Source organism: Mycoplasma imitans ATCC 51306, assembly GCF_000518305.1.
GTDB classification, from domain to species: Bacteria; Bacillota_I; Bacilli_A; order Mycoplasmatales; family Mycoplasmoidaceae; genus Mycoplasmoides; species Mycoplasmoides imitans.
Map to the genome: position 1 here is coordinate 51,556 of NZ_KI912417.1, position 25,857 is coordinate 77,412.

Below are 25,857 nucleotides of genomic sequence, written 5' to 3' on the forward strand. Positions count from 1 at the left end.
AATGCTCAAAAATCCAGTTTCTTTTTATTAGTATTATTACTAATATTTATTCCAAGATATCAATGATGGTGTTATTTAAAAGATCGATATTATCAGCTTTTAAATGATTGTTCTTGATTGAATAAAATTTCAATTTGTGCTTGTTTTTTTCAAAGGCAGTTTTGTATGGCTCTTTAGTGATATCAATTCCATCTTTTAGTCTTAAACCCATGATTAAAACACGTTGATAGAATTGATCGTCTGTTAAAGGGTTATATTTCATTTCTCACTTATTAATTGATCCATCATAGTAGTATTCAACCTTATTTTCTAATCCGTGAGCACCTCAGCCAATTGCTGCATAATCTTTAGTTAACCAGTAAGCCTTATTATGTACAGATTGATACTTTTTTAATCGAGATCAGTTCGCAACTTCGTAACGTTTGTAGTTTATCTTATTAAGTTCAGCTTTCATTACTCTTAGCTGCATCGCTTCTTCATCTAAGTCGATTTTGTAGGGCGTCTTAGTTAAATAAGCTCCAGGTTTAAGATCTAATCCATAAAAAGAAATATGATTTGGTTTTGTTTTTTTAATAAACTTAATATTTTCTAGAACATCTTCTTTCTTCATGTGAGGAAGTGCATACATTAAGTCGATATTTAGGTTATCAATTCCTGCGTCGTATAAATTTTGAATCGCTTCATAACAATGATTAATGTCGTGAGTTCTATTCAAATATTTCAGGATTTTATTGTTGATAATTTGTATTCCAACCGATGCACGATTAACTGAATTTTTTTTAAGAATTTTAGCTTGTGATTTCGTGACTAAATCTGGATTACATTCAATTGTAAATTCGCACACTTTTGCCGCATATTTTTTAATTTTTGACAAAAAGTAATCTAGTAATTCATCATCAAAAACATTAGGTGTTCCACCACCCAAATAAATGCTTGAAAATTGTCCTTCTTTGAATTTTTTTCTTTCAACTTCATCAATTAAATCTTGAACAACTTTTCTAGGATTATAACGATCCATTAGTTCTCTTTTAAAATCACAGAATGTGCAAATCTTTTGGCAAAGGGGTAAGTGTATATATAAGTGTTTAGTCATTATTTTTTATGTAATTCATTATCGCTTCACAAGTATTGCTAGCATCATCTTTAAAAAAGTTAAAACTGTATTCTTTTAAACTTTCGTTAAATTTATTTCTCGTTCAAGTCAATTGATGCTTAACAAGTTTTTTAAGTTTTTTATTTATTGTTTCTCGATCAACCGGTTGATTATTTTTCCAAGCATCATAGATTTCTTTATATCCTAATGCCTTCATAGCAATAGGTCATTTATCTATTTTTTTATCTGAAATTAACTTGTATAAGTACTCGACTTCTTTTATTCAATTTAAATTGTCAATCATTTCATCTAAACGTTTACTTAAATACGGAAAAAGCAACTCTTTATCTGACATACATTTAACAACGATATAGTCCAACTTTTTTTTATCATTTTTTGGCTTTTTACCGTGTTTTTTAAATAAATATAATGCTCGTAATAATCTTTTTCTATTGTTTTGTCCGATCTCTTTTGCTTCTTCTAAATCATACTCACTTAATTGCTTAAATATATCTTGATTTTCTAGTTTTTCTAATTCATTAAATAGTTCCGCATCTAACTCTTGTTGTTCTAATTGATAATCATTAATCAAGCTATTAATATATAAATGACTACCACCGCAAACAATCGTTCAATCAGGAGCATCTTCTAAAATCTTTTCTGCACGATTCTTAAAATGTGCAATTGATCAATCGTCAAAAATCGAAATATCCGAGACTAAATGATAATTAATTTCCGATAATGTTTTTTCAGATGGCTTATTCACTCCAGCGTTTAATTCTTTATAAACTTGAAAGGCATCAGCTGAAATAATTGGCACATTTAATTTTGTTGCCAACATATTAGCTAAATATGATTTTTTTGTGCCAGTTGGACCAACAACTAAAATTAATCTTTTAGAATAAATCATAAGAAAAACATAATTATTATCTTTTTATATAATATGAACTGTGTACTAAAATAAATATAGTGTACTTAAATAAATATATATGAATAAAAACAAAATTGTTTCAAAACTAACAGGTCTAGCTTCACTAGGCTTTGGTATCAGTTTTGCTTTAACAAGTTGTACGGTAGTTACTCAACCAGGGTTATTTAAAGTTATTACAGCACAAGACGTTAGCAATAAAGCAGCATATAGTTCAATCGCTAACCAATTACAGTCACCTATTCAAACCGCGATTTATGGTACTAATTTAATTAACAACGGGAATTACGTACTAACTGTATTAACTAACACAGACAGCGATCAAAACTATTTCATTAATGGGGGAGATCTAAGTAGCGGCTTAAGCTGAGATGGTCCTTATGCAAGAGCTGTTCAAAGATGACAGCCCGACAGAAGTAACCCTAATTACAATAACGGAATTATTTTCTTATTATATTGAGACCTTTTTGATAATCAAAAAGCTCCTAGTAACCAATTAAATCCTTTCTCTGCTGCTACTAGTGGTACTGGATTTGCAAGAAACGATCAATCTGCTGTAGATTATCGTCAAATTGTTGATTTTATTGTAAAAACTTATCCAACCGAAACAAGTGGATGATTAAACCGTACTGATGGTACTACTAAAATCATGAACATTGCGTTTAGCAATGATGGTAATGGTAAAATTACCCCTAACTTCTACATGGGTAGCGCAACAGCTTCAACAACAAACACTACTCCAACACTTGCTGCGTCTGCTCCTGTTAAACAATCAACAACAGTTAATAGTAGCAAACCAAGTAACCATGATTTAACTATTGATGATAGTTTCTCAACTTTCTTAGCTTCAATTTATACAAGAAATTAATTCAATCTAATCAGATAGAATAAATAACCTAAATAATGAATAAGGACATAAGATTTTGATTAAAATCTCATGTCCTTTTTTGATTTTTTTTACATTAGTTATTTTTAACTATTTATTCATCATAATGCAAATTATGTTTATCAAGTAGTAAAGATAAAACTGTACCAAATTCAATTTTGTGTAAAAAATTGAATTTGGTACAAGCTATTGTTTAATATAAGACCTTTCTAATGCGATATTTAAGAAGGGTTGTTTATTTTCTTTGAAAATAAATTTTTTAGTTTAAAGTGCTTGGCACTTAAATCCATTAATTCGCTCTTCTTCGTTTGCATTAATAGCGTACTTATTAACTAAGAATAAAGACGCAAAAGGAATAAATGCCAAGATTCTTGTTGATCTTGAAAACATTCCGACTTTAGCATAAATTATGAATCAGCTAAGATATATGCTAATCATGAACCCTATACCGATCATAAACATATCTTGCTTAGAAAGCAATATTCCAGTAGCTTCAATTTGAAAAACTGCAGAAGTCGCCCTTTGAACAAATAATGTATTAGAAATAAAGATAAACGAAAAAATTAAAGCTACCAAGATTAATAATTGAACGATTTCAATTACTAATAATGTTAACGATAAGCTAAACTTATTCTTTCTAACCTTTGGACTTAAAACATAAGGATTCTTATCCAAAATAACACCAATAGCAAATCCAATGAACATTATTATAGGAATTATCAAAAGTGCAGATCCAATTCTTCTTGCTCACAGCTCTTCGTTTTTAGATTCTAATGGTCTTAAATCGATTACATAAGCATTATTATCACTTGTTCATTTAAGTTTGTAGCCATTCGCATCAATAAAAGCAACAGATCCTGTAAAGATTGCGAATCCAAAAAGACATAATAGATAAAATAACGATATGTAAACTACTGCTGAAGTTAGCTTAATTTGGAATACAATCTTATTAGATTGGAAGATTTTTTGAAATCACCTTAAATTGACATGTTGATCGTTATTCAATATTTCATTATTTAATTTATAAGTTGATTTTAGATAAGAAGCTAAACCAGAGAATGGAATTAAAGATAATATTCTTTGTTTTTGTTTAAATAGGCTTAGTTTCAGATAAACCAAGAATAGTCCTAGATATGAAATTAGATAAGTTATGTTTCAAAAGATGAATGAGTTTTTGTTGTAAAAGTAAGGAAGAATAGCAGCATAATTAATGACCGATGTTTTTACATCAGCAAAAAAGTTGTTATTAATCTTTACAAAAGATAATAGGCCCGAATTTATCTGATCATTATTAAAATCAACAGTTGATGTTTTTGCTTGATAAATCTGATCTAAAGATTGATTTATTGGAAAGAAATAAGTGATTAAGATTAATAAGAAAAAAAACTCAAAGTGCTAATTGGCTGTCTCAATAAATGATAAAGCGATTTTTAGTTTCTTTGGACTAATAATCAACTTATCTCCAAACTGATAATGCTCTTTACCAATCAGTAAGATTAGCATAGCAATTGCAACAAAAAAAAATGAAAAAAATCATCGGTAAAATCAATGAAATATTGAATTTTACTTGATCATATATTACATATCAATATCCATTGTCTAAAACAGATTGTTTCATTAGAATCAGAATGCCAGTGCTCGCAAATAGAGCTGTTCCCAGAAACACTAAAAATAATGCTAGTTGCCTCCTGGTTACATTAACAATTTTTAAGTATTTTTCATATTATCTTATTAAATTTTCTTATCTATCATTCAAGATAGGGCTAGTTATGTATCGGTATATTTTGTTAGGATTTGATTATATTCGGAAATAATGATTAGGTAATTTCCTTCTTCATTGATAGCATCTCTTATAAATTCAAATCCTTCTTAGAAGAATTTAAAGAATAGATGGTAAGACTATCTTTCTTTGGATATAAATAATAATCTTGGCATTGTAATCTATAAAAGTTGTAAGATTTTGATATTCCTTATTGTAGTTATACATAGATTAGTTACTGGGTTTAAATAATTTAAGATAATCGATTTGTGGTTCTCACATTTGTTTAGATGAATGACCCTTAGTGTTAAGGGACATAAACGTTATTAGAAATCGATTGATAATTAACTTTAAGCTGAGTTAATCAGTTCCTATGATGTAATTTAGGTTGTTAAATTCGAATCAATTTTCTTATAGATTAATAAACCATCACTTCGATAAATAAATCTAAACAATTCAGTCGGGCATTAAGTCTCAGCAGTTTTATCTCTTTACAACATAAACATATCTATTTAATAAATGCATAAATTTTTATAGCAACTCATAAATAAGTATGTTAACCTAACTTAACATATTCTCGAGCAAATTCTTTTATCACTCTAGGAATTCTTCAAAATTTGCCAACAGTATTTTTGGCCTTTTAACAGAAAAAACTAAAATCAGATAATTTGAACATACCTATAATGATTTAAAAAAACACAGCTTGTTGCTACGAAATTTAATCAATTGCTTTTATTAACCATCTAGTTTTATTCATCATGTATTAGATAAATTCGTTATCTTTTTTTACTAAAAGCCCCTAAAACAAAGAAAAAACCCTTACGATATAGTTAGATCGTAAGGGTTTTATAAGTCTACAAAAGAAATTAATTTAATGGCGTCGACAACAGGACTTGAACCTGTAACCTTCAGTTCCGCAAACTGATGCTCTATCCAGTTGAGCTATGCCGACATCGTTTAATATTATAATACATCATATAAAAATTACGCAAAAATCTGCGTAATTTTAAAAACTGATTGTATTAAGTAATTAGACTGTTAACAAACAACTTAACAGCCAATGATTAAAATATTGAAAATAATAATGGTGGTCTCGGGCAGAATCGAACTGCCGACACATGGTTCTTCAGACCATTGCTCTACCGACTGAGCTACAAGACCGTGGCGGTTCCTACGGGAATCAAACCCGCAACCCCTCCGTGACAGGGAGGTATGTTATCACTACACCAAGGAACCATGGTTGCGGGAGCTGGATTTGAACCAACGACCTTCAGATTATGAGCCTGACGAGCTACCAAGCTGCTCTATCCCGCGATGTAACACACTATTAATAATATAATAATGTGTAAAGTTATGATAATTTTTTAATTATTTATGGCGGATGCTGAGGGATTCGAACCCCCGCTGACCGTTAAGCCACTCTCGGTTTTCAAGACCGAACCCTTCAGCCACTTGGGTAAGCATCCGTATCTTAGATAGTACTTATTTAGCAATAATACTTGCTATTTATCAAATTAAAAACGTAAGTACTATACTAAAAAATTTCTAAGTTATTATTGGTGGATCTAACAGGACTTGAACCTGTAACCAACCGATTATGAGTCGGGGGCTCTAACCATTGAGCTATAGATCCAACATGGTGGCTGGAGTGAGACTCGAACTCACGACAACTCGGGTATGAACCGAGCCCTCTAACCAACTGAGGTATCCAGCCATAACTGGTCGGGAAGACAGGATTTGAACCTGCGACCCCTTGGTCCCAAACCAAGTGCTCTACCAAGCTAAGCTACTTCCCGCGGTAGATATAATTTATAAGATGGTGTATGTTTTTGGAGTCGAACCAAATATTAATTCCGCCCCGGACACACATGGAGGTGCCTGTCAGAATCGAACTGACGATGTGGAGGTTGCAGCTCCAAGCCTTACCACTTGACTAAGGCACCAAATACCTTATAAATTATATCAAAAAATCTTATTTTTCTAAATAAAATTAAGCAACACCAGTTAGTTTAGCTCTTAGTTCTTGACTAAATTCTTTAGAAAATAACACTTCTAGTGTATAAAAAGCTAACTCTAAAGTAGTTAATGAACATCTTGCTGTAATTAACTTATTTGAGCGATTTAATTGTACATTGAAATCCTTGATACGGTTAGCATGATTCATTGTTCCATCGCTTCAAGAGATGTATTTGTCTTCTGGATTTAAGATCTTATTTTCACTTAAAGCATTAGGCGAATCACAAATTGCAATAACTCACTTATTAGCCTTAACAAATTGCTTAACTGCATCAAGTCCGTTCTGATTAGCTCTTAGGTGAATCGCACCCATTCCTCCAGGAACATAGATCGCATCATAATCATTTACGTCAAATGATTTAATCGTTTTAATGTGTGCTACATTAAACTGACCTACAACACTGTCTTTTTGATCTGGTGAGTAATAATCAATCTTACTAAACTTACCGCTAGCAACTAAAATCGAAGCAAAACTAACTAGCTCGATATCTTGAAACTCTTTTAACGTTAATACAAGTAATTTCACAAATTAAACCTTTCTCATTTTTATCTATTTAATAATCTGTAATTATTTTATTTTAAAATAAGGTATCGTGTAGTAAAATACACATATTTTTATTATGAGCCGATTATCAAAAAACAAAATTATTCGTGAAACCAAAAAGAAGCAAGCTCAATTAAATAAGATCTTTAATAAGGAAGATGAATCAATCACGAAATACAAACAAGAACTAGATAGAATCAGCTCAAACATTCTTATTGATTACCAAGCCAATAAACCTACTTTATTAGATCTAAAGATTAATTATTCTGATACAAATGCTAAACATATCGATGAATTAAAAGATCTTGTTAGTTCTTTTGATTCAAACGATCTAGTGAATATCATCGATCAAGCAAGATTTTTAAACGATTATTCACTAGATCTAACAAATAATAATGAAAAGAAAAGTTGGATTTTAAACGACCCTGGTTTAAGCGAAATAAATAAGATTGAAGAGAGTTTTGAAAACATCAAAACGATAGCAGCAAACTTCGTAAGTCACTCGCATAATGATCTGTACAAACTTGAACAGATCATAGCTTTAGCTAAAGAAAAGATTAATGATCCTGATTTTTTTAAACCAGTTGAGAAAATTAAGATTGGCACAAACAGGAAAAAAGCTAAACAGTTTAAGGTTTTATTAGGTTTTCTAATTGGTTTGATTAGTATTGGTATTATTTTTTTATTTATCATAATTGGGATATTTAAAATTGCGTAATCATGAGTAAACAAATTAACAATCAACAGGTAGCAATTGATGGACCAGCAGGTAGTGGTAAATCAACTGTAGCTAAATTAGTTGCTAAAAATCTTGGCTTTGATTATTTATCAACAGGAAAGATGTTTAGAGCTTTTTATTATTTAATAAATAAGAACAATTGATCAGTTGATCAATTGATAAACAACTTGAAAACGTATCATTCAGTTTTTAATGGTGATCAAGTTGAAATTAATGGTCAAAATATCTCAGATCTACTTGATGATCCCGTTATTTCAAAAGGTGCAAGTGATATAGCTCAAGATAAAAAGATTCGTGCATTAGCACTCAGTTTACAACAAGATTATGCAGCTAAAAAACCAGTAGTAATGGACGGAAGAGATGTTACTAGCGTGGTGTTGCCAAACGCGATTTTAAAGATTTTTTTAACCGCTTCTGCTCGTGAACGCGCAATCAGAAGGATTAAACAATTAAATCTTAATTTGAGTTCAGAAAATATAGAAAAATTTCGGTGCGAAATTCAAAAACGTGATGATAATGATAGCAATCGCGCACTAGCTCCACTAAAGATTGTTGAAGATGCAATCGTAATTGATTCTGATTCATTATCAATTCAAGAAGTGGTTAATAAAATCATCAGTTTATACAAAGAAAAACTGGAGGCAAACCATGCTTAAGGTTGCAATTGTTGGCAAACCAAACGTTGGTAAATCTACCCTTTTTAATCGATTGATTAAAAATCGAATTGCCATCGTTGATGACACACCAGGAATCACTAGGGATCGGATCTTTGGTGATGTTGAATGATTAACCAAACGTTTTCAAATTATTGATACAGGCGGATTGACAACTGATAGTGATGTATTTCAACGCGCAATTGAACAGCAAGTTCAATTTGCAATCGATGAAGCTGATATCATCTTATTTGTTTGTTCATACAAAGAAGGTATCAACTCCGACGATCATTATGCAGCTAAACTACTAAAAAAACATAAGAACAAAAAAATTCTTTTTGTTCTTAATAAGATTGAAAACCAAAATAAAGATCAACTTAACTTAGGTAGTTATTTTAGTTTGGGCTTTGGTAAACCTATGATTATCTCAGCTGAACACGCAATCGGAATTGGGGATCTTTTGGATGAGATTATCAGACTTAAAGCTCAGTTTGATAATAAAAAAGAACAAGAGTTGGTAGCAACCTTTTGTATTATTGGCAAACCAAATGTAGGTAAGTCCAGCTTACTTAACCAACTACTAAAAAAAGAGCGGGTATTAGTGTCTGATATCCCAGGGACGACCCGCGATGCAATTGATGCAACTTTTAGTTATAACAAAGAATTATACAAAGTAATTGATACTGCAGGAATTAGAAGAAAAGGTAAGATTGCAACTAGAATTGAAAAGTTTTCGGTTCAAAGAACTCAGCAAGCAATTTCAAGATCGCAGATGATTTTGTTGATGCTTGATGGATCGACTGATCTATCTGAACAAGATGAGGTGATCGGTGGTTTATGTTATGAAGCTAATTTACCTACAATTATCGTAGTCAACAAATGAGATCTTGTTAAAAAAGATGATAAAACAATGGATCTGTTCAAAAAGCAGATTCGCGCTAAATTTAAGTATCTACCATGATCCCCAATCATCTTTATTAGTGCTAAGGCTAATTTAAGAATTGATACAATCTTCAGTACGATCAAACTAATTCAAGAACAGCTCAAAATTAAGATCTCAACATCCTTATTAAATGATGTTGTTCAAAAAGCCCAGATGATGAACCAACCACCAATATTTAATGGTAATCGGTTATCAATAACCTACACAACCCAAGCTCAGGGCCAGATCCCAACCTTTGTACTATTCTGTAACAACCCTGATTATTTACATTTCTCTTATGCTAGGTATTTAGAAAATAAAATAAGAGAGGCATTCGGATTAGAATATGTTCCAATCACCTTGTATTTCAAATCAAAAAACGCTCGGAATCGCAAGCTTTCCAAAGACGTTAAGTTTAAACAAAGCGGGTATGATCTTGAATAACCTAATAATCTAAATTTTTTTCAATAAAATTATTAAGGAAAATTAAACGATGTTAAAAAATAAAAAGTGTTATATTTCAACGCCAATTTATTATGCTTCAGGCAATCCCCACATCGGGCATGCTTATACAACTATTTTAGGAGACTTCTTAGCTCGCTTTAAAAAACAAAGGGGTTATGATGTATTCTTCTTATCAGGAACTGATGAGTTTGGCAAAAAGATTGAAACTAAAGCTAAATCTTTAAATTTAAGTCCTCAAGCTATGGTTGATCGATACTCTAATAAATTTAAGGATTTATTCAACCGTTTAAATATCGAGTTAACTAGATTTGTAAGAACAACTGAACCTAATCACCAAGAAGTAGTAAAAAAGATCTTTGGATTGTTTTATCTTAAGAAATATATTTATTTAGATCAATGACAAGGATTATACTGTGTTGATTGTGAAGAAAACTATACTAGTTCAAGTGTTTTAAAAAAGAACGATATTATTCAAAAGTATAATGTTGATCTATCTAATGATCCTGATGATCAACTATATTGTAATGTTGGTCATAAGATAACATCAATTAACGAACCTTCTTATTTTATTAAGTTATCTGAGTTCAATGATTTTATTAAAGAATCATTAACTAATGATGAACCTAGCGTGTTCCCTGCATCTCGTAATAAAGAGATGCTTAATAATTTTGTTAATGTCGGACTTAAGGATTTATCAATTAGTCGAACGAGTATTAACTGAGGGATTCAAACACCACTTAATCCAAGTCATAGGATCTATGTTTGGTTAGATGCGTTATTTTCTTATTTAACATCAATGGGTTTTGGTTCTGATAACGACCAAGTTTATCAAGAATTTTGAAATGATGATAAAAGTGAAAAAATTCATCTGATTGCTAAAGAAATTACTAGATTCCACAGAATTTATTGGGTGATCTTTTTAAAGATGCTTGGAATTAAACAACCTACAAGAATGATTTCTCACGGTTGAATCTTAGATGAAAATGGCAACAAAATGTCTAAATCACTTAACAATGTGATTGATCCAAATGAATTAGTAGATCTATTTGGTGTGGATCAATTACGTTATTACTTACTTAAAGAATTGAGTTTAAGCGAAGATGGTAAGGTTGGTAAACGTTTAATTCAAGAAACAATTAATTCTGATCTGATTAACAACCTAGGTAACTTAGTTCACAGACTGATTCCCATGCTAGAGTCAAGACAAGAATCAATTATCTTACCTTATGTAGCTGGTAACAATGTTGAAGATAAATATTTAGAAGATCTAAAACAATTACCTAGTGAGTTTGAGAAACTAGTTGAACAAAATGATATTCGTGCAGCAATTAAATTAGTGCTTAATATCTCAAAAGAATATTCAAGCGTGATCGAAATTCGCAAACCTTGAGAGCTTTATAAAAACAACAAAACCCAAGAATTAGCAAACGTTTTATTTGCTGGAGCTTGTGCTATTAGAACTGTTTTTGTTTTATTAGAACCAATTCTTACAACAAAATCTAAAGAAGTTTATGAACAGATGAACTTCAACTCTGAACAAACTAAGCTAGAAAACATTAATAAATTTGAACAACTATATAACCATAAGATCAACAAGTCTAAAAAGCTGTTTCAAAAAATTAATATAACTACTGACCCCGATTTGAATGTAAAACCAACTGAGGATGCCGATCCTAAAACAAATGATGAAAAAACTAAGAAAGAAACTAAATAAGGTCTTTTAGAGTTGAAAAAATGTAGCAGCATTAAGTGCTACATTTTTTTGTACTTTCAATAAATTTATCTTTTGTAAAAAAAACAAAATATTTTTAATATTTACCGTTCATTTTTAATCAATTAGTTAAATTATTAATTACGGTTTTCTTCTTGTTTAGCTTTTTCTAATTTAACTAATTCGTGTTGTTGTTGCGGTGTTAGTAAGTTATATTTTTTTGCTTCATTAACAAAGAAGTTGTATTGCATTAAATCAAGCTTGTTCATCTTACGTTCAACAGTTTCGTTTTTAACATTTAGATTTCTTTTTAGTAATAGAATCGATAAAACAAATACAATAATCGAGGTTATAAACGGTGATATTGCATAACCTGAAACATAAACCCAAATATTTAAGTTACCTGTTTTAGGCAATATGTAAGATAGACCAAATACCGTGCCAAAAACAATGTATGAAACAAATGTTCCTTCTATAGCTGAAGAGATATATGATCTAATCACATCGTTTGTCCCTTGGAACAACATCATGCCACAAATTGTAATTGAGAACATGATAATTCTTAACATCGTAATTCTGATATAACTTGTCGCCATATCAGCATTGTCGATTGGTTGTACCATTGGTGTTGTGCTTGGATCTTTAAAGTTAAATAGATTAACTAAAACGGTTTTAGCAACAAAAAACACGATGATATAAGAAATAATAGCATAGCTAAACGTTACAAACAACGACCACCAAAACGCCGAATGAACGCGTTTGTAATGTCGATTCGTATAGTTATAACCAATCAACGGCCTGCCGCCATCTGATATCCCAAATAGCGCAATAAAGAATAAAATGATTAACGGTACAGACCCCGCATGATAATTTTGGAAATCTTGTCCTGAAACCTTGATTAATAATAAGTTATAAACCAAGAACATTACGGTTAAACCAACTATTCGAATAAATGACGATAATCCTAAGATCATGATCGGAATGATAATCTTAATATTAAATTTAACCTTAAATAGATCAGCAAAACTTAATCAAGTTGATTGTTTCTTATTGAAATACATTACAAAACCAACATATAACAATAAGTTGACAACTCAGCTAATAACTGAAGCTGCTGCACCACCAATTAAACCAAGACTGAAATATTTAATAAAAATAAAGTCCAATAAAACGTTTGTTAGATTAGCAACGATCGATGCAACTGTTACAAAGATGTTTCGTCCTTCAGAACGAATCATAAATGATAACAACGAAAACAAACCAATAATGAAGAAACCGCTTGCATAGATTCAGCTATACTGATCTGCTCAATGCGCTGAGATATCAGCCATTGCATTATCATAAGCTAAAATCACTTTAGGATAAATCGTGAAATTAACACCATTAAGCGATTGATTATCAACATTGTTGATATTGCTAACAATTTGTTGGGTATTATTAGTTTGCATTAAACTAATAATATTAGGACTTAGATTGGTTGTACCAATTAGGTGTCGTTGAAATCCAGCGCCAACAATAATAAAGCAAACCAAACTGGCTATTAAACACAAAATTAATGTTGATCAAAACGACATTACTCAGATATCTCGACCAGTTTTTTCGTATTTATAACTAATTGCTTTTGTATAATACACACCAGCACCAATTGGTACCAAGTATATAGCAGCATTACCAATTAATAAAACGTTCTGAAAAGAATTAACTGCTTGTCTAGCAATAATCGACACATTAGATAGCTGTGAGGTGTTGTCGCTTAAACCACTCATCTGAGCGTTATAAACGCTTTTGAATAATAAAACGATATTATCAAGAATCTGATAATTATTTATTGATTTAGATAAAGAATTACGATCTAAAGTGATTATTGGTTCAGATCGAATTTGTTCACCAAAAATCTTGATAAAGTCCGGATTAAAATAATCAATTGGTACAGGCTGAGAAGCAGATGCTTGGTAATAATGGTTATCAAAGAAATAAATATTAGGAATTTTAACAATACTATCATTTATAAAGATTTCATTAAAAACCCTTTGATAAACACTTATATTTGAAAAGTGTTGACCATTATAAACATCGTTTAGTTTTCAAACTTCTGGAACTAATTTTTGAATTAAAATTTGATCAAAAAAACTGTATAAACCCGCAAAAAAAGCGGCCAATAAGCCGGGTAAACAAACAATTCAAATTGCTTTTGCAATTGCTGTTTTACCAAATAACTTATTAGCTTTTTCTTGTTTATCAACGTGGCTATAGCCTGTATTCATATTTGTTAGTGATTATTTATTATCGCACTAAAAATTATTATTCATCTGCGTTTTTAGCTAATGTTACCGTAAATGTCTTTTGTATTGAACGACTATTATGAACATCATAATCATTTAGTGATCTTACTTGAACAGTAAATGATAATTCTCTTGTATCTACATTGTATGAAGCCGTACTATTAACTAATGATATATAAAATTTAGTTCCATAATCATTAGTAAATTTAATGAATCCGCCTTCTTTAACTGATGAATCCAATTTATCAGTTTTAACAGTGTTGTTTTTTGTATCGTAAAAATTATCTATTGGTTCATTAAACAAGTCGCTGCTAGTATTTACAACTAAACTGTTTGCAGCTCTAGATAAATCAGAAGGATAAACTAAAAATGATGTATTTTTGTTACTAAATCAAAGTTGCGGTGTCGAACTGCCATTTTCTATATTGTAAAAGTGGGTTTTTTGAGAATTAGATAGTTGATACTGAAAAGTAATTTCATTTTCTTCTAATTTCTTATAGTCCGTTTGATAGGTTAAATTAACACTAAACCATTTGCTCAAATAAGAGAAATAGTTTGTGTGATCATTTGAAGAAGTGTATAATGCTGGAGTTGCAAATTTAGATAATTGTTCGCTATTAGTAACTGCTTTAATCTGTTCTAACGAAGCATCATTAGTTGTTTGCTTAACATGAGTTCAGTTAAAAATCAAACTTTTTAGATTTTCAAAACTAAAATCTACAGTTTGGTTGAAACTAAATGTTCTATTGTCGCTTGTTGCTAAATTAAAAGATATCATTCCTGCTCTATCATTAACCTTTAAATTAGATAGTGTTGCGCTTGCTTGTTTTTGTTCGCTAATATTCGTATTAAACTTTGTTCAATTAAGACTGTAAGTTCCGTTTTGTTGATTAATTAAATCTGAAGCAACAACAGCTCTAGATTTTAAAGTTAATTCAATAGCTGCATTATCATTAGATTCATCTGTAGCAGGTGGTTTTTGATCTTCATTTAGATTTGAGCCACTTGAACCTGATTTATCACCAGACTCACCTGTTTCACCCCCTCCTGAATCTTTCTTATCATCAACTGGTTCTTCTTTCTTTTTATCATCTCCTAAATTAGAACCTGTTTGATTTTTATTATCATCAGATGATGAGCCACCTTCTTTATCATCAACATTAGATTCACCTCCATTAAGTTTTGTTCCGCTTTTAGACTCTTTATCCATACAAGAACTCAATGGCACAGCTAAAACTGAACTTAGTGCAAGCAATTTAAATATCTTTTTTCTCATTTTTCTCATTCGCTTAAATTAATAAAATAAACTATCAGAATAATCTACTTAAATTCTCTAATAGTTATTAATTAAATCTTATTTATAATAAATAAGAATATACCTTAATAAATAAGAATATACCTTAATTATAATAAGTAAATAAAATAACTTTAATTATTTTATACATTTAGTAAGCAATATTGATTTTGGACCATTAATTCATTAAGATATGACGGTTCAAATGTTCTTAAAACAATTTAATTCACAACCCAATGAATGTAATTTGTTTAACTTTTTTTGTCACTTTGACTCTTAGAGTGCTAAAATATTAATATTATTGCTTTAACAAGCCCAAACTAAATTAACAAACACATTTACACACAATTAATATGTCTTCAAAAAGAGATTATTACGAAATATTAGAAGTATCACGATCTGCTAGTCAGCAAGATATTAAGAAAGCTTTTAGAAAGCTTGCTATGAAATATCACCCAGATCGTAACAAAGACCACAATGCTGAAGAAAAGTTTAAAGAAGTGAACGAAGCATACGAGGTTTTAAGCGACGAAGAGAAGAGAAAACTTTATGACACTTATGGCCATGAAGGTTTAAACGCGTCTGGGTTCCACCAAGGCGGGTTCAACCCTTATGATGTGTTTAACTCTGTGTTTAGCGGCTTTGACTTTGATGGTGGGTTTGGTGATGTGTTTTCACAATTCTTTGGTGGTGGAGGCGGTGGCTTTCACAACCAAGAATATGTTGAAGAAGTTGATGTTAATTTAGTTCATGAAATTAAGATAAATTTCTTAGAAGCTGCTAATGGTTGTATTAAAAATGTTAAGTACACAAAACAAGTAACATGCCCTGATTGTAATGGTTCTGGATCAGCTGATGGGGATGTAATTACTTGTGGTGATTGTAACGGTGAAGGTTTTGTAATCGAACAAAGAAGAACATTACTAGGAATGTTCCAAACTAAAAAAACCTGCCCTTCATGTAAAGGCGAAGGCCAAACGATCAAGAATAAATGTAAGAAATGTAAATCACGCAGAATGGTCGATGAAGTTGTTGAAAGAAACGTATCAATTGATTCAACAGTATTCTATCAAGACGTAGTAGTAGTTCGCGGTGAAGGTCATGTTTATAAAAATCTTGTTGGTGATCTATTCTTAAGAGTTAAGATCGAACCTTCTAGAGTGTTTGAACTACGTGATAATCACGTCGTTGTTAATGTGCTAGTTGATCCATTGCTAGCAATCACTGGCGGAACAATCTCGATTCCAACATTAAAAGAAATTAAAGAGATTAATTTAAAACCAGGAACCAAGAATGGTGATATCATCACGATTGCTAATGGGGGAATCAACTTAAAACTAGATTCAAGAGTATATGGTGCTAATTACAGTGAAAAAGGTGATCTGATTGTTGTAATTAACTACGCAAGACCAAGCGAATATTCTAAGCAAGAAATCGCTAAATTAAAAGAATTCATTAAACCAAATAAAGAAGTTAACTTATACGAAAATTTAATGAAGAAAGAACTAAATAATAAAGATAGTCATTAGACTATTTTTTTATTGTTAACAAACATTTAAAACAAGATCTATTAATAAAAAAATAGATCTTGTTTTTTTAATTAAAAATTGATCTACATATATATCATTCAAAAAAACAACACTTATATATTACAGATAATTATATTTAGCTTTAAGCACACCTTAAAAAACTCTTACATAACAAATCTTATAAGCAACTAAATGATTGTGCAATCAAAGCACTAGAGAAATATCTAAATAAAAAAGATCTATCCGAGAGGATAGATCTTTATTCTTTTTAATAATTGTGTTTATTAATTAAGACGCATGAATAATAACTAAACAAGCCATACAAATCCCAAAACAAACACCGATTATTGTTAATAAGATGATTGCTGTCGCACTAAACCAATCCAAACCAGCTTTAACTTTACTGTTTTGGTATTTCGATACTTCACTTACTGAAGTTAGGTTTAAATCCTTAGATTTGTGTGATAAGTTATCGTTCATTATTTTGCTTTGGTAATTCTTAATTCGTTGTACATTCCACATGAGCAAGCTCTGTGAGCCTTCTTGAATTTCCCACAGTGCTTACATACGTTGATTAAGTTAACTGCTAAAGCATCATGTGAACGTCTTTTATCTCTTCTATGTTTCGAAGATCTTCTTTGTTGTACTGCCATGATGTTTTATTTATTTTAATAAATTTAAATTAGTGGATTAAGATGATTATTTAAGTTCAACTTTAGCACCAACAGCTTCAAACTTAGCTTTTAATGCGTTAGCTTCTTCAATATTCATGTTTTCTTTAATAGTTGCAGGAGGAGTGTCAACTGCCTTCTTAGCATCCATTAAACCTAAACCAGTAATTTCTCTCACTAGTTTAATAACTTCAACTTTCTTATCACCAGCTGATACTAAAACAACTGTTGCTTCAGTTGGAGCAGCAGCAGGAGCAGCTGCAGCAGCAGCTACAGGAGCAGCAGCTGAAACACCGAATGCTTCTTCGATTGCTTTAATTACATCGTTAATTTCAACGATAGTCATTTCTTTTAGACTTTCGATAAATTGTTCTTTAGTTAATTTTGCCATTGTAAATATTACCTATGAATTTAATAAATTTAATTATTGTTGTTTTGTGTCAGCTACAGCTTTAAGTGCATACATAAATTTGCGAACTGGAGCTTGAAGCACTGATAAGAACATGCTGTATAGTTCATCTCTTGATGGAAGTACAGCAATTTCGCTTAATTCTGCTGCAGATAGTTTTTTGTTTTCTAAATATCCGCAAACAAATTTAACTTTTTCATTAGCTGTAACATATTCATGAACTGCTTTAATTGGTAAAAAAGCATCTTCTAAACCAATTACTAATGCGATTTGGTTTTTAATATCTGCGTCAAATCCATCAACGCCAGCTTGTTTAATAGATCTTCTTAAAATGTTGTTTTTTAAAACAAACATTTCGTTAGCACTTGTTTTAACTTTTCTTCTAAGTGCAGTGATCTCTTTTGCTGTCATTGTTGAATATTCAAATACTACAAAAGATTTTGCTTCTTTTAACAATCCAGCAATTTGATTTACATGTTCAATCTTTTTTTGAATAATTGCTTTCATTGTGTATTTAAAATCCAATATAAATTGAAAACAATAACAAAGATTGTTATTAGATATAGTTATCTAACCTACATAACGAATTAAGGGAATCTTTTGATTTACCAGTTATGGTCTTTGGTTATTGCTTTTATAGTATACCACTCTTTACTTTATTTTTAAAGTATAAGTGCAAATAGTTATCTTCTTAAGCCTTTTTGAACTGAACCACATCTGAACAAGTCAGTAAGTAAATGATTGCAGGGAATATGAAGAATAATAGTAATATGATGAATATTACTCAACTAAATGGTGGAACAAAGACCTTGAATAAAGCGTATAGTACCCCTGGAATAATCCCTAAGATTAGTAATACGATTAGGATGATTATGTTAACGCCTTTATCTTTTCTAGCCATAAATTAATTTAAATCTAAAACCTCAATAAGTTCTTTTGCAATGTTTGATAAAATTTTGGTAATTTTGAATCTTTCAGAATCATCAAAATCAAAAGATTGCTTAAATAATAAGTAATATAAACAAAATTTATCTAAGATGTTTTTATCTTTTCTAAATAAACTTAAAACGTCTACGATCTCTTCGTATGCTGTAACCTTAGTTAAGCAAGTATTTATAAAGAAATTCCTAGCATAATGTTTTGATGGTTCATGGATAATGAACTCCATTAATTCGTTTAATTTTTGACGAGGGTATTCCATGTTAGCAACACCATCATTTTCATAAACAGATTTAATAAAATCAAATTTGCCAGTTTCTTTAGTGAATAGTGTATTAAATGCAGTTATTGCTTTAGCAACATTTTCTTGGTATTCTGCTTCTTTTTTTTGTTCTTCAGACAACTTATGAGACATATTGTATAAATCTTGTGATTTTTAAAAAATCTTTTTAATATTATCAGATTTTAATTAATCTTAGTAATATTTTTTTTTTAATATTTTTAATGTTTAATTAAGAAAATATTAAAATATACTAAATATAAAATCGAGATAAAAATGCTAACTAAATCTGAAATTTGCAAAATTATCGCTGAATGTACTGGGGCAAGTCCGAAACTTGTAAAAGCTTGTTTCCAAGTTTATAGTGATTTAGTAAAAAAAGAAATTAAATCTGAAGGTCAAGTTAGATTGCCTGAACTTGGAACTTTTAGAGTGACTATTGGTCGTGAAAGAATTTCTGTTAACCCAGTTACTGGAGCTCAAACAAGAATTCCGCCAAAACCAAAAGTGAAGTTTAGAGCAGCTAAACCACTTAAAGAAGCTACTGCTACTATTAAATGAAAATATGTAAGCGAAGATGATGAAATGCTTCAACCTAAAAGAAAAGCTACAGGTTTCTTTAAGAACCGCCAAAAGGACGAAGATTAATTAAGTCAATTCATTCTTGGAGGGCTTCAAAGATTCCAATAACTCCTGGATAAAAAAGTTCTAATTTGAAAGAGCTCTTTTTGATTCATTCATAGGTCAAAGTTTTTGATTCTTGGTGTTTTAGCCAAGAATCAATTTTTTTAATTGGAATCATAAAGAATTCTTCTTTTGGAACAATTAACAACAAGATAAAAGCAATTCCTCCTTGATCATGAATCCTTCTTAAATGTTCTAGTTGATGTTGTTTAATGTTTTTAAGAGAATAATTAATCTTTGAGCTTTGCTTAGCATCAAAGTCAAAAAAATAACCTTTATACAAACCATAATAATCTGTTTGAGTTTTTTCTTTTAATCAACCTGTTACTCTTCGATTGGCAAAATTATAAACATTGATTGGCAAATGACGTTTAAAAATTAGCCCTTTTCGGGCTAATTCATTATGCTTTATCGTATTGTTGATTAATGTTTCGAGAAACATTCCTCTGTTTTGATGCATATATTGAATTGTCCTTTTATTCAATATATGTTTTTTTTATCTAAAAGTTAGTCATTAAATTTAATTAATAAGTAAGTGGTTTAGTTGGTTTATCTACATCTTTAATAGAACCCAAGAAGTACATGTAAGATACAACTACAAGTACTATGAATAAAACAAATAAGAATACCGAAACTAATCCAATAGCTATTCTTATATCACCTATAGTTTGTAAACTTGTGTTTGCTTTAGCTATTGGAGTAATATCTAAACCTACTGTCCCAGGTTGAACTATACTTGAATTATCAGGAGTATAAACTCTTGTATAAAAACCATTATTAACTGCATCAACAAACTGGTTCTGAGTTACACCTCTATTTATAATTTCAATATAAGGTGAAGCCGATAAACCAACAAGGATTAGAGACAATAATAATGCGCCTAAAGCTATACCTAAAAAGATATAAGATTTTTTTCTTGATGGTTTGAATTCATCTGGTACTAGATCTCATTTAAAGTAATTAGCTTTTAATGGATCTTTAATTTTGTTTTTTTTCATAGTTACTAATTTTATCTACTCTTCTTTGGTGTCTACCACCTTCGAATTCAGCGGATAAGAACTTTCTTAGAATTTCTTTATTAACATCAATTGATGTTGTTCTAGCACCTAGGACTAAAACGTTACATTTATCATGTTGGATAGCTAATTCGGCATATTTAACTTCAGTGACTAATCCAGCACGAACGTTTTTAATCTTGTTAGCAGCTATACATATTCCAACTCCAGTTCCACAGATAGCTACACCAAGATTTTTTGTATTTTCATCCTTAAAGTATTCTTCAAGTGCGAAAGCGAAATCAGGATAATCATCTGGGGCTTTTTCATCATTAGAACCCAAATCGATAACTTCGAATTTATCACGGTATTCTGTTTTTAGCATGCTGACAAGCTCTTGCTTTAAGAAAACACCTGTGTGATCAGCTGTTAATATGATTTTTCTCTTGTCCATAATTACTTATTTAATTATATTCCTATATCTTTTTTATGATAATTTAAAGAATTTCTTAACTTGAGTTTATTTTTAGAATAATCAACCTTATTCACTAAAATAATTTTTTAAAAACTCTTTGAGAGAAATAACTATTTCACCTTCTCTTAAAATCTTATTGTTATCTATGTCATAAATAGTTGATCCCTGTTCTGATTTTACTTCTCCTTTTATTAGGACCAAATCTTCTATTTGATTAAAATAAGGATCATTAAAATATTGCTCTCATTTTTTATATGGTTCCAAGTTGCTAATATTGGCACTAGAAGAGTAAATTTTGCCGCATATTTTTAATATTTTTAAAATTTCCAAACTATTAGGAATACGGTAACTTTCTTTGTTAAAAACAATCGTTAATTTACCTGGTCAAAAGCGTTTTGCTAATTCAATAAACAAATCATTATTTATATTAGTTTGTTTAACGTCTGAACAAAAATATATTAATTTTTTACTTAAATCACGTTTTTTCAAATTGTATATCTTATCTTTTGATTTACAGATAACGCCAAAAACAGTATCTGTTGGTAAGACAATCAATTTATTACTGTTAATACTTTTAACTATTTCGTTAAAATCTTTATTAAAATCTAAGACTTTCATTCAATAATAAAACCTCTTAATTTTTTGTTTTCGTCATTAAAAAACGTTGTTTTATCATACAGACTATATTTTTTTAGCAATTCAACAGTTTTAGCAAATATTAGTTCAGAGAATTCCATGCACAAAACTTTAACTTTTGTTTTATTGTTTATTAAGTATTTAAATATTTCTTCATAAAAATAAGTTCCGCCATTTTTAGCAAATAAAGCGTTAAATGGTTCATAACTTATTTGCTTAATATAGTTCGTCTTTAGTTCTTCATCTAGGTATGGAGGATTAATAATAATTGCATCAATTTCTTCAGGTAATTGTTCAAATATTTCAAGATAATCAGCAACATAAAATCGAACATTTAACAAATTTTTTACGGCATTAAAATTAGCTATTTTTACCGCTGATTTTGAAATATCTGATCCAAAAACTTCATATTTTGGAAATCTTTTTTTAATTGTTAATCCAATCAATCCTGATCCAGTACATATATCCAAAATATTAGTAATATCATTTCTAGAGTTAACAACATTTAAGAATTTATCAATTACTGCATTTGTGTCGTATCTAGGAATTAAAACTGTCTCATCAAGAAAAAGACTTAAATCATTAATTTGAACTTGGTTTGTAATATATTCAACTGGATATTGGTCTTTATGAATTCGATCACAATCCTTAATAAAATCGTTAAAATTAAAATCTATTTCTTCGTCTCTTAAGCTAATTAAATCGGTTTTATTTACAATTTTTTGTGAATAGTGTTTGATGAGCAAAAAAAATGATCAAGAGTATTGCTCTTGATATTTCGAAAAATTACTAGATAAATAATTAATTAATTCATGGAATGTCATAAAAAGCTATTCATTCATGATTGATTTCATTTTTTCTTCTTGTTCTTTAGAACGTAGTGCGTAGATCATTTCATCAATATCGCCCATCATGAAACGGTCTAAACTATTTAATGACATATTAATTCTGTGATCAGTTACACGGTTTTGAGGGTAATTATATGTTCTGATCTTTTCAGCTCGATCACCTGATCCTACTTGGTTTTTTCTTAACTCAGATAAGACGTCATTCTTTTCTTTTTCAGCAGCCTCTCATAGCTTAGAACGAAGCATTTTCATTGCTGTTTCACGGTTGGCTATTTGTGATTTACCTTCTTGACAAGCAGCCACTATACCTGATGGAATGTGCGTGATTCTAACAGCACTTTCAGTTCTATTAACATGCTGACCACCCGCTCCTGAAGCGCGATAAGTATCAATTCTTAAATCAGATGGGTTGATTTCAATTTCCACATCATCTTGTTGAGGTAATACCGCAACTGTGATTGTTGATGTGTGAACACGTCCCTTAGCTTCTGTTGCCGGAACTCTTTGAACACGGTGAACGCCTGATTCAAACTTCATTTTTGAATAAACATCTTCACCATTAATTTCAAAAGCAATAAAACTGTATCCTACTGATGTAGGCAACATTTCAATCACGTTAATCTTCCAGTTATGTTTTGAACAATATTCCTTATAAAGATCAAACATATTACCTACAAAGATCGAAGATTCATCTCCACCAGCAGCAGGACGCATTTCCACAATAACTTCTTTATCATCGTTAGGATCAGCAGGTAATAATAAGATCTTAAGTTTTTCTTCAAGATCAGGAATCTGTTCTTTTGCTGCATCTAAATCAATTATTGCTAGCTCATGAAATTCCTTCATTGAATTATCATTAATGATCTTTTCGGCTTCTAGACCACTAACTACCAATTTATCGTAAACCTCAAAAGTTTCTAATAATTGTTTTTTTTGCTTTAATTCTTTATTAATAGCATGAATTCGTTTAAAGTCGTTAGATAGAGTTTCTAACTCTTTATTTAACTTCTCTGCGTTAGTTCTTATTGATACTAACGTTTCATACATCTGTTTGTTATATTCCATAGTTGGGTTGTTAATAAAATAAAAACAAACAATCCAAATATTACATTTGGTATTGTTTGTTATTTAGATAATTAAGGTCTTATAAATCTTTTAGAGATTTAGCTTTGTCGTTTGATTTTTTATTGATTTTAGCTGAAGGTTTAGCAGAAGCTTCATCACCTTTTTTGCTAATATGAGCTTTACCTTGCTTGAACTTGCTAGATAATTTTTCAGCACGTCCTTTTACTACTTGTTGAGTAGTTTCACCAATGTAAAAGCTGTGACATTTACTGCAAACGTCCATGTGAACTTCTTTAGCTTTAATTACTGATAATAAGATAAACTTATTATTGCAAGAAGCACATAAGAAATTAACCTTATTTAATGTTGGATGAATATCTTTTTTCATTATTATTTTTCTTTTGAACATTAATTATATATGATATAGCTTTTTGAAAATAGTCCCTAATATTATATATTAAAATTAGCGATTATAAACAAAACCTTTGTAACGAGTTACAGATAGGATCGTATCTTTAATCCCTTGTACTCCTATACCCGAATCTTTAATTCCTAAAAATGGGAAGAAATCAGGCCCTCTTGAAGATGAACGATTTCAGTTGATTGTTCCAGCTTCTAATTGGTTAGCAATTTCTTCGAATTTAGCTTGATTACTTGTGAAAATGCTTGCCTGTAGACCGTACTGAGATTGGTTATGCAATTTAATCATCTCTTCTTCATTTTTAACACGAATTACCGGTAAAATTGGACCAAACGGTTCTTCTCAAGCAACACGCATATCAGTCGTAACATGGTCTAATAAGATTGCTTCAATCCAGTTTTTTTCAAAGTCGCCACCAACAACAACTTTTGCATTTTTACTTAGTGCGTCATCATATAGTTCTTTAATATAATCGGCTGCATATTGATCAATTACAGGAACTAATGAAGGGTTATCAAACGGGTTTCCTAAATGTAATTTTGATACTTCAGTCTTTAGTAATTCCACAAATTCATCTGCGTCTTGTTCTTTAATAAATACTCTTTTAATCGCGGTGCATCTTTGACCAGAATATCCATAAGCACCTTTAATGATTTCTTTAATCGTTATTTGCTTATTATAATCGCTAAGAATTAGTGCAGCATCTTTTCCACCTAATTCTAATGAGATATTACCCACAGATGCTTGCTTTAATAAAGTTAAACCCACTGGTGTACTTCCAGTAAAAGAAATACTTTTAATATGTTTATTTGTATTTAATTTATCACCGATTTCGCGACCTAAACCAACCACACACTGAACAACACCATCATCAAAACCGGCTTGCTTGAACAAGTGAGTTAATCTAATTCCTATAATTGCTGCTTGAGTAGCTACCTTATATACAACCGTATTACCTGCAATTAGTGTCGGAATCATCTTAGATAAAGGTGTGTTTAGGGGGTAGTTTCATGGTGAGATATTCAAAACTACGCCTAGTGGTTCACGCACGAATTTACCAACCTTGTTCTTAACGTGATGAACAGTTTCATCAATAACTAGTGGTTGTTTAATCATATCTTCATAAACACTAATTGTATCGTGAATATATTGAATTGAACGTTCAACTTCTGCTAACGACTCATTATATGCTTTAGCAATATTATCAGTTAGTAATTTGGTGAATTCTTCTTTGTTTTCTTCTAATAATTGAACAAAATTAAGAATCTTAGCTTTACGATACTCGTAAGTGCGTTTAGACCAAGATCTGAAAGCAATATTAGCCTTTTCATAAGCGTCATCAATCTCATCAGCAGTCATCCCATAAAACGATCCACTTACTTCATTATCAATCGGAGATTTGATTTCGACAAGTCGACTAGAACCAACTTCTTGGTTATTAATTAGCCCTTTTAGATGCTGATATTTGTCCTTAAAATTATAAGAAGATGCGTTACACACCTTTTTTTTCATGCAGCTGCTATTGCTCATATTTAATAAAAATTTTACTCTATCTTAAATATATAAATAAAAAAAATAAAGTGCAAGGAATGCACTTTATTTTCTGGTTTGTT

At 30.3% G+C, this 25,857-nt stretch carries 26 protein-coding genes, 9 tRNA genes and 1 pseudogene; 7 read left to right on the forward strand and 29 right to left on the reverse strand.

The features are described from left to right. Positions 1-46 precede the first annotated feature (46 nt). A complete protein-coding gene (gene hemW, locus P690_RS0103380; RefSeq protein ID WP_027122350.1) occupies positions 47-1,093 on the reverse strand; it encodes a radical SAM family heme chaperone HemW in 1,047 nt (348 codons plus the stop codon). Then, positions 1,086-2,003 carry a tRNA (adenosine(37)-N6)-dimethylallyltransferase gene (locus P690_RS0103385; RefSeq protein ID WP_027122351.1) on the reverse strand — a complete coding sequence of 306 codons (918 nt, stop codon included), beginning with the start codon at positions 2,001-2,003 and terminating at the stop codon, positions 1,086-1,088. Before P690_RS0103385 ends, hemW begins: the two co-directional genes overlap by 8 nt. Positions 2,004-2,082: 79 nt before the next feature. On the opposite strand from P690_RS0103385, the gene P690_RS0103390 reads away from it, so the two are divergent. Next, positions 2,083-2,889, forward strand: a complete 807-nt coding sequence (locus tag P690_RS0103390; protein ID WP_027122352.1) for a DUF6856 family protein — start codon at positions 2,083-2,085, stop codon at positions 2,887-2,889. 282 nt (positions 2,890-3,171) lie between these two features. Here the strand turns inward: P690_RS0103390 and P690_RS04135 are convergent. The 11 genes and pseudogenes from P690_RS04135 to P690_RS0103445 all read right to left on the reverse strand — a co-directional run bounded on the left by P690_RS04135 (position 3,172) and on the right by P690_RS0103445 (position 7,208). Continuing rightward, positions 3,172-4,525 (reverse strand): annotated as a pseudogene (locus tag P690_RS04135) (hypothetical protein). A gap of 1,016 nt (positions 4,526-5,541) precedes the next feature. Continuing rightward, positions 5,542-5,618: transfer RNA gene (locus P690_RS0103400), tRNA-Arg, on the reverse strand. 133 nt (positions 5,619-5,751) lie between these two features. Beyond that, positions 5,752-5,827 (reverse strand) — tRNA-Phe (locus P690_RS0103405). A gap of 1 nt (position 5,828) precedes the next feature. Continuing rightward, a tRNA-Asp gene (locus P690_RS0103410) sits at positions 5,829-5,902 on the reverse strand. Position 5,903: 1 nt separating this feature from the next. Continuing rightward, a tRNA-Met gene (locus tag P690_RS0103415) sits at positions 5,904-5,980 on the reverse strand. A 61-nt stretch (positions 5,981-6,041) separates the two neighbouring features. Beyond that, positions 6,042-6,132: transfer RNA gene (locus P690_RS0103420), tRNA-Ser, on the reverse strand. 91 nt (positions 6,133-6,223) lie between these two features. Continuing rightward, a tRNA-Ile gene (locus tag P690_RS0103425) sits at positions 6,224-6,299 on the reverse strand. A gap of 4 nt (positions 6,300-6,303) precedes the next feature. Then, positions 6,304-6,380: transfer RNA gene (locus P690_RS0103430), tRNA-Met, on the reverse strand. A 5-nt stretch (positions 6,381-6,385) separates the two neighbouring features. Next, a tRNA-Pro gene (locus tag P690_RS0103435) sits at positions 6,386-6,462 on the reverse strand. Between the two features lie 73 nt (positions 6,463-6,535). After that, positions 6,536-6,609: transfer RNA gene (locus tag P690_RS0103440), tRNA-Cys, on the reverse strand. Between the two features lie 47 nt (positions 6,610-6,656). Beyond that, positions 6,657-7,208 (reverse strand): DJ-1/PfpI family protein, encoded by a 552-nt coding sequence (locus P690_RS0103445; protein ID WP_027122353.1) that lies wholly within the window; start codon positions 7,206-7,208, stop codon positions 6,657-6,659. Positions 7,209-7,302: 94 nt separating this feature from the next. Here P690_RS0103445 and P690_RS0103450 point away from each other — a divergent pair, with 94 nt between their 5' ends. From P690_RS0103450 to metG, 4 genes are read left to right on the forward strand one after another with little or no spacing between them, the layout of a single operon-like run. Then, positions 7,303-7,944, forward strand: coding sequence for a hypothetical protein (locus P690_RS0103450; RefSeq protein ID WP_027122354.1), 642 nt, complete (start codon positions 7,303-7,305; stop codon positions 7,942-7,944). Between the two features lie 2 nt (positions 7,945-7,946). After that, entirely contained in the window at positions 7,947-8,621 is a 675-nt protein-coding gene (gene cmk, locus P690_RS0103455) for a (d)CMP kinase (RefSeq protein ID WP_036459688.1), read from the forward strand. Beyond that, positions 8,614-9,984 carry a ribosome biogenesis GTPase Der gene (gene der / locus P690_RS0103460; RefSeq protein WP_027122356.1) on the forward strand — a complete coding sequence of 457 codons (1,371 nt, stop codon included), beginning with the start codon at positions 8,614-8,616 and terminating at the stop codon, positions 9,982-9,984. Before cmk ends, der begins: the two co-directional genes overlap by 8 nt. A gap of 49 nt (positions 9,985-10,033) precedes the next feature. Next, entirely contained in the window at positions 10,034-11,719 is a 1,686-nt protein-coding gene (gene metG, locus P690_RS04140) for a methionine--tRNA ligase (RefSeq protein ID WP_051420972.1), read from the forward strand. A 134-nt stretch (positions 11,720-11,853) separates the two neighbouring features. Here the strand turns inward: metG and P690_RS0103470 are convergent, their stop codons facing one another. Together P690_RS0103470 and P690_RS0103475 are read right to left on the reverse strand one after the other, a co-directional pair. Then, positions 11,854-13,980 carry an MATE family efflux transporter gene (locus tag P690_RS0103470; protein WP_027122357.1) on the reverse strand — a complete coding sequence of 709 codons (2,127 nt, stop codon included), beginning with the start codon at positions 13,978-13,980 and terminating at the stop codon, positions 11,854-11,856. Between the two features lie 37 nt (positions 13,981-14,017). Beyond that, a complete protein-coding gene (locus P690_RS0103475; RefSeq protein ID WP_027122358.1) occupies positions 14,018-15,274 on the reverse strand; it encodes a hypothetical protein in 1,257 nt (418 codons plus the stop codon). Positions 15,275-15,645: 371 nt separating this feature from the next. Between P690_RS0103475 and P690_RS0103480 the strand changes: the two genes are divergently transcribed. After that, a complete protein-coding gene (locus P690_RS0103480; protein WP_027122359.1) occupies positions 15,646-16,821 on the forward strand; it encodes a DnaJ domain-containing protein in 1,176 nt (391 codons plus the stop codon). Between the two features lie 288 nt (positions 16,822-17,109). Here P690_RS0103480 and P690_RS0103485 read toward each other — a convergent pair whose 3' ends face one another. The 6 genes from P690_RS0103485 to P690_RS0103510 all read right to left on the reverse strand — a co-directional run bounded on the left by P690_RS0103485 (position 17,110) and on the right by P690_RS0103510 (position 19,255). Beyond that, positions 17,110-17,301: a hypothetical protein gene (locus P690_RS0103485; protein WP_027122360.1), complete on the reverse strand. Its 192-nt coding sequence runs from the start codon at positions 17,299-17,301 to the stop codon at positions 17,110-17,112. Then, positions 17,301-17,474 carry a 50S ribosomal protein L32 gene (gene rpmF, locus P690_RS0103490; protein WP_027122361.1) on the reverse strand — a complete coding sequence of 58 codons (174 nt, stop codon included), beginning with the start codon at positions 17,472-17,474 and terminating at the stop codon, positions 17,301-17,303. Before rpmF ends, P690_RS0103485 begins: the two co-directional genes overlap by 1 nt. A gap of 46 nt (positions 17,475-17,520) precedes the next feature. Beyond that, positions 17,521-17,883 carry a 50S ribosomal protein L7/L12 gene (gene rplL, locus P690_RS0103495; protein ID WP_027122362.1) on the reverse strand — a complete coding sequence of 121 codons (363 nt, stop codon included), beginning with the start codon at positions 17,881-17,883 and terminating at the stop codon, positions 17,521-17,523. 33 nt (positions 17,884-17,916) lie between these two features. After that, complete coding sequence (gene rplJ, locus P690_RS0103500) at positions 17,917-18,426, reverse strand: 50S ribosomal protein L10 (RefSeq protein WP_027122363.1); 510 nt, start codon at positions 18,424-18,426, stop codon at positions 17,917-17,919. Between the two features lie 166 nt (positions 18,427-18,592). Further along, the gene (locus tag P690_RS04295; RefSeq protein ID WP_084318549.1) at positions 18,593-18,802 is read right to left on the reverse strand and encodes a hypothetical protein; all 210 of its coding nucleotides are present in this window, start codon (positions 18,800-18,802) and stop codon (positions 18,593-18,595) included. Between the two features lie 3 nt (positions 18,803-18,805). Next, the gene (locus P690_RS0103510) at positions 18,806-19,255 is read right to left on the reverse strand and encodes a DUF1951 domain-containing protein (RefSeq protein ID WP_027122364.1); all 450 of its coding nucleotides are present in this window, start codon (positions 19,253-19,255) and stop codon (positions 18,806-18,808) included. Between the two features lie 141 nt (positions 19,256-19,396). Here P690_RS0103510 and P690_RS0103515 point away from each other — a divergent pair, with 141 nt between their 5' ends. Next, entirely contained in the window at positions 19,397-19,768 is a 372-nt protein-coding gene (locus P690_RS0103515; RefSeq protein WP_027122365.1) for an HU family DNA-binding protein, read from the forward strand. Here the strand turns inward: P690_RS0103515 and P690_RS0103520 are convergent. The 8 genes from P690_RS0103520 to P690_RS0103555 all read right to left on the reverse strand — a co-directional run bounded on the left by P690_RS0103520 (position 19,740) and on the right by P690_RS0103555 (position 25,774). Beyond that, positions 19,740-20,264: a Holliday junction resolvase RecU gene (locus tag P690_RS0103520; RefSeq protein WP_027122366.1), complete on the reverse strand. Its 525-nt coding sequence runs from the start codon at positions 20,262-20,264 to the stop codon at positions 19,740-19,742. The two genes, P690_RS0103515 and P690_RS0103520, sit on opposite strands and share 29 nt — an antisense overlap. A gap of 64 nt (positions 20,265-20,328) precedes the next feature. Beyond that, a complete protein-coding gene (locus P690_RS0103525) occupies positions 20,329-20,802 on the reverse strand; it encodes a hypothetical protein (protein WP_036459695.1) in 474 nt (157 codons plus the stop codon). After that, on the reverse strand, positions 20,783-21,253 hold the full coding sequence (locus P690_RS0103530; RefSeq protein WP_027122368.1) for an RpiB/LacA/LacB family sugar-phosphate isomerase: 471 nt from the start codon (positions 21,251-21,253) through the stop codon (positions 20,783-20,785). The genes P690_RS0103525 and P690_RS0103530 overlap by 20 nt, the downstream gene beginning before the upstream one ends. Positions 21,254-21,340: 87 nt before the next feature. Beyond that, entirely contained in the window at positions 21,341-21,892 is a 552-nt protein-coding gene (locus P690_RS0103535; RefSeq protein ID WP_027122369.1) for a Sua5/YciO/YrdC/YwlC family protein, read from the reverse strand. Next, positions 21,880-22,734, reverse strand: a complete 855-nt coding sequence (locus P690_RS0103540; protein WP_027122370.1) for a peptide chain release factor N(5)-glutamine methyltransferase — start codon at positions 22,732-22,734, stop codon at positions 21,880-21,882. Before P690_RS0103540 ends, P690_RS0103535 begins: the two co-directional genes overlap by 13 nt. 6 nt (positions 22,735-22,740) lie before the next feature. Further along, complete coding sequence (gene prfA / locus P690_RS0103545) at positions 22,741-23,823, reverse strand: peptide chain release factor 1 (protein WP_027122371.1); 1,083 nt, start codon at positions 23,821-23,823, stop codon at positions 22,741-22,743. A 79-nt stretch (positions 23,824-23,902) separates the two neighbouring features. Further along, on the reverse strand, positions 23,903-24,211 hold the full coding sequence (rpmE, locus tag P690_RS0103550) for a 50S ribosomal protein L31 (protein WP_027122372.1): 309 nt from the start codon (positions 24,209-24,211) through the stop codon (positions 23,903-23,905). A gap of 75 nt (positions 24,212-24,286) precedes the next feature. Next, a complete protein-coding gene (locus P690_RS0103555; RefSeq protein ID WP_027122373.1) occupies positions 24,287-25,774 on the reverse strand; it encodes an NADP-dependent glyceraldehyde-3-phosphate dehydrogenase in 1,488 nt (495 codons plus the stop codon). Between the last annotated feature and the right edge of the window lie 83 nt (positions 25,775-25,857).